Source organism: Streptomyces sp. NRRL B-1347 (genome assembly GCF_000720325.1).
Lineage (GTDB): Bacteria > Actinomycetota > Actinomycetes > Streptomycetales > Streptomycetaceae > Streptomyces.
The window spans coordinates 1-9,648 of sequence record NZ_JOJM01000120.1 but is presented as its reverse complement, the minus strand read 5'-3'; the positions used below and the strand labels follow the sequence as shown (position 1 = coordinate 9,648).

Here is a 9,648-nt window from a genome sequence, read left to right as displayed (position 1 = left end):
CGCCAAGCTCACCCTCAACCCCGCCATCGCGCACGGCCTCGCGCACGAGGTCGGCTCGATCGAGACCGGCAAGCTCGCCGACATCGTGCTGTGGCGGCCCGAGTTCTTCGGCGCCAAACCGCAGCTGGTGCTGAAGGCCGGATTCCCCGCCTACGGAGTCGTCGGCGACCCGAACGCCGCGACGGACACCTGCGAACCGCTCGTCCTCGGACCGCAGTTCGGTGCCTACGGCGCGACCGCCGCCGACCTCTCCGTCGCCTTCGTCGCGCAGGCCGCCGTGGACCAGGGGAACGACCTCATGCCCACCCGCCGCCGCCGCGTCGCCGTGCGCGGCACCCGCGGCATCGGCCCCGCCGACCTGCGCCTGAACTCCCGTACGGGCGCCGTCGACGTGGACCAGCGCACCGGCCTCGTCACCCTCGACGGCGACCCGCTGCGCTCCGAGCCCGCCGACTCGGTGTCCCTCAACCGCCTGTACTTCCTCTGACGCCCGCACCCCCCAAGGACGCACCCATGACCCTGTACATGCCCCCGGAGTGGGCCCCGCACGACCGCACCTGGATGGCCTGGCCGGGACCCAACACCACCTTCCAGGACCCGGCGGACCTGGACGCGTCGCGCCGGGCCTGGGCGGCCGTCGCCCGTGCCGTGCGCCGCTTCGAGCCCGTCACCATGGTGTGCGGCCCCGGCCAGAGCGCGTCCGCCGCTGAACTCCTCGGCCCGGACGTGGACGTGGTCGAGCGGGAGCTCGACGACGCCTGGATGCGCGACATCGGCCCCACCTTCGTGCGCGACACCGCCACCGGCGGCCTGGCCGCCGTGGACTGGGTGTTCAACGGCTGGGGCGCCCAGGAGTGGGCCAGCTGGGAGCACGACGCGAAGATCGCCCGGCACGTCGCGGACCTCGCGGGCGCCCCCGTGCACGCCTCGCCGCTCGTCAACGAGGGCGGCGGCATCCACGTCGACGGCGAGGGCACCGTGCTGCTCACCGAGACCGTGCAGCTCGGCCCCGAGCGCAACCCCGGCTGGACCAAGGAGCGGGTCGAGGCCGAGATCCATGCGCGCCTCGGCACCACCGAGGCGATCTGGCTGCCGCGCGGCCTCACCGCCGACTACCCCGGCCACGGCTTCGGCACCCTCGGCCACGTCGACATCGTGGCCGCCTTCGCCGCGCCCGGCGTCGTCCTCGTGCACGGCCAGCAGGACCCGGCCCACCCGGACTTCGAGGTCAGCAAGGAGGTCGCGGGCCTGCTGCGAGGGCGCACGGACGCCCGCGGCCGCGCCCTGGAAGTCGTCGAGGTGCCCGCGCCCACCGTCCTCGCCGACGACGAGGGCTGGGTCGACTACTCGTATATCAACCACTACCTGTGCAACGGCGGCGTCGTCCTCTGCGGCTTCGACGACCCCCGCGACGAGCTCGCCGCGGGCATCTTCCGGCGCCTTTTCCCGCGCCGCACGGTCACGCTCGTCGACGCCCGTACGATCTTTGCCGGAGGCGGCGGCATTCACTGCGTCACCCAGCAGCAGCCAAGGATCTGACGGCAGGAGCACCACGTGGCCGAAGCGAGCCCCGCGCGCGGCGCGCGCAGGAACGCGCCACCGCGCGAAGACGTCCTCGCCGCGGCCATGGAGATGATCGCCGAGCGCGGCCTGGAGAAGCTCACCATGGCCGCGCTCGGCCGCGAGGTCGGCATGAGCAGCGGCCACCTCCTCTACTACTTCGGCTCCAAGGACGAGCTGCTCCTGCGCACCCTGGAGTGGAGCGAGGGCCGGCTCGGCGCCCGGCGGCGGCAGCTGCTCGCCCAGGACGCCCCGGCCCGCGCGCGCCTGGACGCCTACGTCGACCTGTACGTCCCCAAGGGCCACCGCGACCCGCACTGGACGCTCTGGCTCGAAGTGTGGAACCGCTCGCTCAACGCCGACGCGGGCGGCCGCGACCGGCAGGCCGCCATCGAGGGCGCCTGGCACCGCGACCTGGTGGCGCTGCTCGCCGAGGGCGTCTCGCACGGCGAGTTCCGCACGGTCGACCCCGACCGGGTCGCGACCCGCCTGCGGGCGCTGCTCGACGGCCTGAGCATCCATCTGGCGATCGGCCTGCGCGGCACGGACCGGCCCCAAGTCCTGGAGCACGCACGGGAGTTCACCGACCAGACGCTGGGCCCCCGACCGGTCGCGGACGCTTGACGGGCCGTCCAGGTTGTACGCGTTCCGGCTGATTGACCCCCGCGCCCGGCGTGCGCTTGCATCCGATGGGCCCCTGGCACCGGGCCGGGAGCCCCTGCCTTCCGGGGGGAACGCATGGACCGAGACCAGCGGAAGAAGAGACGCGGCCGAGCCGCACGGGCGGCGGGCACCGGCGCCGTCGCCGCGTTACTCGTGGCCGCGGCCCTGCCCGCGGCCGTCGCCGCACCGGCCGGTGGGTCCGCACCGGCGCCGCACGCACCGGCGGGGGCCGCCGGGGCCACGCGGCTGATCAGCGCCGCCGTCGACGGCGGCGCGGCGAACGGCCCCTCCGGCTCCCCGGTGGTGAGCGCCGACGGCCGGGTCGCCGCCTTCACCTCGCAGGCGAGCAACCTCGTCCGGGGCGACACCAACGACCGGGCCGACCTGTTCGTCCGCGATCTGCGCCGGGGCAGGACCCAACGCGTCGTGGACCCCCTCGGCGAGCTCTCCTCGCCCGCGCTCAGCGCCGACGGCCGCTACCTCGCCTACACGGCGCAGGACGGCGACATCACCGCCGTCGTCGTGCGGGACCTGCGCACGGGCGGCACCGAGCGCGCCGACGTCGACCTGCCGATGCCGTTCGAGAGCGGCTACACGCCCGCGCTCTCCGCGGACGGCCGCACGGTCGTCTTCACCGTCGACGACACCGACCACACCACCACCGGCGCCCAGGCCGTCTACGTGCGCGACCTGCGCGACCGGCGCACCGAGCGCGTCAGCTTCCCCGTCGACGGCGAGGAGGGCTTCCGCGGCTTCCGCGCCCCGACGATCAGCGCCGACGGCCGGACGGTGGCCTACCAGGCCGTGCGCGGCACCCCGCCGCGCGGCGACTGGTCCGACCTCTACGTCCACGACCGCGACACCGGCGGCGAGACCCAGGCCGACACCCCGTACGACGGCAGCCCCGCGGACGGCGCCGCCACCGGCCCGCTGCTCAGCGCGGACGGCGACACGCTGGTCTTCAACTCCGGCGCCGCCAACCTGGTCCCGGGCGACGACCCCAACGACAGCGTCAACCCGTTCGTGCGCGACCTGCGCACCGGCAGGGTCACCCGCGTCGACGCGGTCCTGCCCGGACCGCAAGGCGTGCTGTCCGTCGACGGGGTCTCCGCCGACGGCTCGAAGCTGCTGCTCGACACCTGGCCGGTCCTCACCGTCGACGACGCCGAGTTCGTCCGCGACCTGCGCACGGGCGCCGACAAGCTGGTGTCGCCGGACAAGGACGGCAAGCCCGCGAACGCCGTGGACGCCCGCATGGACGCCCGCGCCCGGACGGTCGTCTTCACCGGCTTCGACGGCGAGCGCTTCGTGGCCGGGGACACCAACGGCTTCCCGGACGTGTTCGTCCGGCACACCCGATGACACGGCCGCACCGGACCCAGACCCAGACCCACGCCCAGACCCAGGGGGAATCCACCATGCGCGGACCCGCCGCACGTGTCCTGGCGGCCGTACTCGTCGCCGCCCTCGGGGCGCCGGCCGCCGCGGCCGAGGCCCCGCAGGGGAAGCCGCGGACCGAGCGCGTGAGCACGGCGAGCGACGGGGCACAGCTCGACCGCGGCTCGCTGAACGCGGCCGTCAGCGCCGACGGCCGGTACGTGGCCTTCGCCACGAAGGCGTCCCTCTTCCGGGGCTGCGAGCAGCAGACGTACGTGTGCCTCGCCGTGAAGGACCGGGCCACGGGCGAGCTCACCAGGATCGAGGGCGGCGGCGGCCTCGACTGGGGCCCGCCCGTGCTCAGCGGCGACGGCCGCTACGTCGGCCACACCGCGGGCACCAAGGGCCCGTCGGCCCACGTCTACGACCGGGCGGCGGGGAAGAGCACCTTCGTGGCGTCGGCCGCCCGCATCCAGGCGATCACCCCCGACGGCCGGTACGTCCTCTACGTCTCGGGCGACGACCGCTTCGTCACCGACCGGTACGTGTACGTACGGGACATGGTCACGGGCACCGCCGAACGGGTCGAGGGCGACGAGAGCACCACCCGCTTCGGCGCGGCGGCCCTGAGCGCGGACGGCAGGTTCGTGGCCTACCAGGAGAAGGGCGCGGGGCCCGAGGGCGACGACGTCTTCGTCGAGGACCGCACCACCGGCGAGCGGGTGCGGGCCGACGAGGGCCTGGGGAACAGCGACAGGGGGTTCGTCCGGATCAGCGGCGACGGCCGCCGCGTCCTGTTCGTCGCCGGGGGCAGGACGTACCAGTACGACGTGCGCGGGCGCACGGCCCGGCAGATCGCCGACACGCCCGCGCGGTCCGCGAGCGGGGACGCGCGGTACGTCGTCCTCGCGGCGGGCACCGACGGGGAACAGGCCGACGGGGAACAGGCCGACGCGGAGCAGCTCGTCCTGCTCGACGTCCGTACGGGCCGCCGCACGGCGCTCGCGCCCGGCGAGACCCGCGCCGGAGCGGTCACCGTCACTGCCGACGGCCGCCGGGTGGTGTTCACCTCGACCGCGTCCGACCTGGTGCCGGACGACACCAACGGCACGTCCGACGTGTTCGTGCGCCGCGTCCGCTGACGCCCGATCCGGTGAGGGGGCCGCGAACGGCGTGTCGGACGTGCCCCCACGCGCCCCCGGGGCGAACAGTCGTCCCGGCAACCAAGAGCGCCCGTACGGCAGTCCTTACCGACACCGGCTCCGCGGGTGCCGGACACGCACTCTCATCACACGGGGGATCCGAACCATGCAGCACAGCACCAAGCGCGCCGCCCTGGCCGCAGCGGTCGTCGTCGCGGCGGTCACGGCGACCGCCCTGCCCGCCGCCTCCGCGGCGCCCGCCGCGCCGCGCACGGCCGGCGCGAGCGTCACGCCCGGCGGCACGGCGGGCAACGCCGCCGTCTCGGCCGCGGTGATCAGCCGCGACGGCAAGGTCGTCGCCTTCGACTCGGAGGCGAGCGACCTGGTGGCCGGGGACACAGGCGGCCGCTCCGACGTGTTCGTCCGCACCCTGGCCACCGGCAGGACCGAGCGCGTCGCGCTGCCGGGCCGCCAGCTCCGCAGCCCGTCGCTCAGCGGCGACGGCCGCTACGTCGCCGTCATCACCGCCCCCGCCGGTGACTACGGCGCGTCCGACGTACGCCTGTACGACCGCACGACCAAGAAGTTCCAGCGCCTGGACGTGGAGCTGCCCACCGGCTTCGACGGCACGGGCGCGGGCACCGTCGCGCTCACCCCGGACGCCCGCTACGCCGCCTTCGACACCCGGCAGCGCGAGGGCTCCGACGGCCAGGTCGTGTTCCTGCGCGACCGGAAGAAGAAGACCACCGAGCGGATCAGCCACCCCAACCCCGGCTGGGAGCCGCGCTCCGCGCACTCCCCGACGGTCAGCGACGACGGCCGCAAGGTCGTCTACGCGCACAACTACACCAACGGCCCGCGGGGCGACGACTGGAGCGACGTGTGGCTGCACGACCGCGCCACCGGCCGCCGCACCCAGGTCGACCGCTCCCACGACGGCTCGAAGACCGAGAAGGAGTCCCTCGAACCGTCTCTGAGTGGCGACGGCCGCAAGGTCGTCTTCGAGTCCCGCGACACCCACCTCGTCCCGAACGACGACGACAAGGCCTGGAACGTCTTCGTCCACGACCTCGCGTCCGGCCGGAACCAGCGCGTCCACGGCACCCAGGGCGGCCCCGGCGCGGCCTACACCCGGGCCCCCGCCATCAGCGCCGACGGCCGCCGCCTCACCTATATGACGGAGGTGAAGGAGCCCGGCAGCCAGTACGGCACCGAAACGCCCGTCTACGTACGCGACCTGAAGACCGGCCGGACGGTCCTCGTCACCCCCGACGCCACGGGCGGCACGGCCTCGGCGAAGGTCACCCCGGGCGCGATCTCGGCGAACGGCAAGCGCGTCGCGTTCCTCTCGGCGGACGCGGGCCTGCTGCCGGGCGACACCAACGACGGCTACGACGCGTTCGTGCGCTACCTCCGCTGAGCGGAACCCGCCTTACGAGCGGAAGCCCGCCCCCGAGCGGCACCCGCCCCGCCAGGACACTGTCCAGCGGGGCGACCGCATCGTGAGACGGCCGTTCAAGTACGGCGCGGCGTATGGCAGGCTGAGCCCATGCTTACCGCCGTGATTATGGGCAGCAGGCGCGCCGGTCCGCAGTGACCGCCCCCGTACGACCGTACGGGGCGGCACCGTCTTCGATCCGCGCGCAGACCTCTCGCACCCGCGAGGGGTTTTTTGTTTTCCGGCCCACCCCAGTCGGACGAACGTGGCGCGAGGGATCATGAGGATGGTGGAGCCGGTCATCCGGTAGACCGAGATCCGACACAGGAGCCAGAAAGATGACGACGGAAACCAGCCAGCCCGACGATTCGTTCCACGTGTTCGACACCACGCTGCGCGACGGCGCGCAGCGTGAGGGCATCAATCTGACCGTCGCGGACAAGCTGACCATCGCCCGGCATCTGGACGACTTCGGGGTGGGCTTCATCGAAGGCGGCTGGCCCGGCGCCAACCCGCGCGACACCGAGTTCTTCGCCCGCGCCGCGGCGGAGGTCAGCTTCAAGAACGCCCAGCTCGTCGCGTTCGGCGCCACCCGTCGCGCGGGCGGCAAGGCCGCCGAGGACCCGCAGGTCAAGGCGCTCCTCGACTCCGGAGCCCCGGTGATCACGCTGGTCGCCAAGTCCCACGACCGGCACGTCGAACTCGCCCTGCGCACCACGCTCGACGAGAACGTGGAGATGGTCCGCGACACCGTCTCCTACCTGCGCGGGCAGGGCCGCCGCGTCTTCGTCGACTGCGAGCACTTCTTCGACGGCTACCGCGCCAACCCCGAGTACGCCAAGGCGGTCGTGCGGGCCGCGCACGAGGCGGGCGCGGACGTCGTGGTCCTGTGCGACACCAACGGCGGCATGCTTCCCGCCCAGGTGCAGGCCGTGGTCGCCACCGTCGCCGCAGACACCGGGGCCCGGCTCGGCATCCACGCCCAGGACGACACCGGCTGCGCGGTCGCCAACACCCTCGCCGCCGTCGACGCGGGCGCCACCCACGTCCAGTGCACCGCCAACGGCTACGGCGAGCGCGTCGGCAACGCCAACCTCTTCCCGGTCGTCGCCGCCCTGGAGCTGAAGTACGGCAAACAGGTGCTGCCCGAGGGCGCGCTGCGCGAGATGACCCGGGTCTCGCATGCCATCGCCGAGGTCGTGAACCTCACCCCCGCCACCCACCAGCCCTACGTCGGCGTCTCGGCCTTCGCGCACAAGGCGGGCCTGCACGCCTCCGCGATCAAGGTCGACCCGGACCTCTACCAGCACATCGACCCCGAGCTCGTGGGCAACCGCATCCGCATGCTGGTCTCCGACATGGCGGGCCGCGCCTCCATCGAGCTCAAGGGCAAGGAGCTGGGCGTCGACCTCCGCGGCGACCGCGACCTGGTCGCCCGGGTCGTGGACCGCGTCAAGGAGCGCGAGCTCAAGGGCTACACGTACGAAGCGGCCGACGCGTCCTTCGAGCTGCTTCTGCGGGCGGAGGCCGAGGGGCGCTCGCGGTGCTACTTCCGCACCGAGTCCTGGCGCGCGATCGTCGAGGACCGGCCCGACGGCTCGCACGCCAACGAGGCCACCGTGAAGGTGTGGGCCAAGGGCGAGCGCATCGTGGCGACGGCGGAGGGCAACGGCCCCGTCAACGCCCTCGACCGGGCCCTGCGCGTCGCCCTCGAGCGGATGTACCCGGAGCTGGCCAAGCTGGAGCTGGTGGACTACAAGGTCCGCATCCTGGAAGGCAAGCACGGCACGACGTCCACCACCCGCGTGCTCATCTCCACCTCGGACGGCGACGGCGAGTGGTCGACCGTCGGCGTCGCGGACAACGTGATCGCCGCGTCCTGGCAGGCCCTGGAGGACGCCGTCACCTACGGCCTGCTCAAGGCCGGGGTCGAGCCCGCCGAGTAGCCGCGGGGGCACGTTCGCGCCCGGGCTGGGTTAGCGTGAAGTATGAGGCCCACCAGACAGGCGGCGTCGCGGCTGACCGTCATCCTGTCCGGACTGCTCCTGGCCCTGGGCGCCACGCTCGCGCCCCCGGCCCGGGCCGCCACGGACGTCGAGACGGTGGCCGACGCCTTGCGCGAGAACCCGGTGTACGTCGACGGGGCGGCGGCGTCCCAGCTCTCCCGAGCCGACGCCGACGCCCTCGCCGACAAGATCAAGAAGGCCGACAAGCCGGTCTTCGTCGCCGTGCTCCCGGAGTCGTTCCCGAAGCAGGACCTGTTCCGGAACCTGCGGACGGCGACGGGGGTCACGGGCGTGTACGCGATCCGGCTCGGCGACGCCTTCGACGCCAAGGCCGACAGCGCGGCCCTGTCGGGCAACGCCGTGGCGAACCTGTCCTCGCTGGTCCGCGGCGAGCCCGCGAAACAGCAGCTCAACGACTTCGTGGACCGGGCGCTCACCCAGACGTCGGGCAGCGCGCCCGCCTCCTGGGGCGACACCGGCACCGGCGACGGCGCCCCCGTCGGAGCGCTGATCGGCATCGGCGCGGTGGTCGCCGCGGGCGGCGCGGGCGCCTACGCGCTGGCCCGCAACCGGCGCCGCAAGCGCGCCGAGGAGGAGGGCGCGGCCCTGGAGAAGCTGCGCGTCGTCGTCGACGAGGACATCACCGCCTTCGGCGAGGAACTGGACCGGCTCGACTTCCACCCCGCCGAGGCCGGCGCCGACGACGCCATGCGCGCCGACTACGAGCGGGCGCTCGACGCGTACGAGAAGGCGAAGTCCTTCATGGCCGCAGCCGAGCGGCCCGAGCAGGTCAGGGCCGTCACGCAGGCCCTGGAGGACGGCCGTTTCTCGCTGGCCCTGCTCGCCGCGCGCCGCGAGGGCCGCCCGCTGCCCGAGCGGCGGCCGCCGTGCTTCTTCGACCCCCGCCACGGCCCCTCCGTGAAGGACGCCGAGTGGACTCCGGCGGGCGGCACGTCCCGCGAGGTGCCGGTGTGCGCGGCCGACGCGGTGCGCCTCGCCGACGGCGACGACCCGATGACCCGCACCGTCACCACCGACACCGGCGAACGCCGCCCCTACTGGGAGGCGGGCCCGGCCTACGGCCCCTGGGCGGGCGGCTACTTCGGCGGCGGCCTGCTCCCCGCCCTCCTCGTCGGCACGCTGCTCGGCTCGGCCCTCTCGTCCCCGGCGTACGCCGCGTCGGCGGGCGTGCCGACGGCCGATGGCGGCGACGTCACGGGCGCGGACTTCGACGCGGGCGACTTCGGGGGAGGCGGGGACTTCGGCGGGGGCGGGGACTTTGGGGGAGGGTTCTAGGTGTATTGACCCGCAGGGTTGTTTACGCGGGTGATGGGTGGGTGGCCGCCGAGTGCGGTGTGGCAGCGGTGGTGGTTGTAGGTGTGCAGGAAGTCTGCCAGGGCGTCGGTGCGTTCGGTGTTGCTGGTGTAGGGCCGCAGGTAGGCCCATTCATCGAGCAGGGTGC

Annotated in this window: 9 protein-coding genes; 8 read left to right on the top strand and 1 reads right to left on the bottom strand. The window is 73.9% G+C overall.

Annotated elements, in window-relative coordinates:
* The 8 genes from IG74_RS46855 to IG74_RS0142645 form a co-directional block, all read left to right on the top strand.
* On the top strand, positions 1-487 hold a 487-nt coding region (locus IG74_RS46855; RefSeq protein WP_037827147.1), incomplete at its 5' end, for an amidohydrolase family protein.
* Between the two features lie 26 nt (positions 488-513).
* Entirely contained in the window at positions 514-1,539 is a 1,026-nt protein-coding gene (locus IG74_RS0142675; RefSeq protein WP_030688802.1) for an agmatine deiminase family protein, read from the top strand.
* A gap of 87 nt (positions 1,540-1,626) precedes the next feature.
* Entirely contained in the window at positions 1,627-2,184 is a 558-nt protein-coding gene (locus IG74_RS0142670) for a TetR/AcrR family transcriptional regulator (RefSeq protein ID WP_078869576.1), read from the top strand.
* Between the two features lie 114 nt (positions 2,185-2,298).
* Positions 2,299-3,585 carry a PD40 domain-containing protein gene (locus tag IG74_RS0142665; protein ID WP_051856592.1) on the top strand — a complete coding sequence of 429 codons (1,287 nt, stop codon included), beginning with the start codon at positions 2,299-2,301 and terminating at the stop codon, positions 3,583-3,585.
* Positions 3,586-3,641: 56 nt separating this feature from the next.
* A complete protein-coding gene (locus IG74_RS0142660; protein WP_030688797.1) occupies positions 3,642-4,742 on the top strand; it encodes a TolB family protein in 1,101 nt (366 codons plus the stop codon).
* Positions 4,743-4,908: 166 nt separating this feature from the next.
* The gene (locus tag IG74_RS0142655; protein ID WP_030688796.1) at positions 4,909-6,162 is read left to right on the top strand and encodes a PD40 domain-containing protein; all 1,254 of its coding nucleotides are present in this window, start codon (positions 4,909-4,911) and stop codon (positions 6,160-6,162) included.
* 356 nt (positions 6,163-6,518) lie between these two features.
* A complete protein-coding gene (cimA, locus tag IG74_RS0142650) occupies positions 6,519-8,126 on the top strand; it encodes a citramalate synthase (RefSeq protein ID WP_030688794.1) in 1,608 nt (535 codons plus the stop codon).
* 42 nt (positions 8,127-8,168) lie between these two features.
* On the top strand, positions 8,169-9,482 hold the full coding sequence (locus IG74_RS0142645; RefSeq protein ID WP_030688792.1) for a hypothetical protein: 1,314 nt from the start codon (positions 8,169-8,171) through the stop codon (positions 9,480-9,482).
* On the opposite strand, the gene IG74_RS0142640 is transcribed toward IG74_RS0142645, so the two are convergent.
* On the bottom strand, positions 9,479-9,648 hold a 170-nt coding region (locus tag IG74_RS0142640), incomplete at its 5' end, for an integrase core domain-containing protein (RefSeq protein WP_030688791.1). The genes IG74_RS0142645 and IG74_RS0142640 overlap by 4 nt on opposite strands.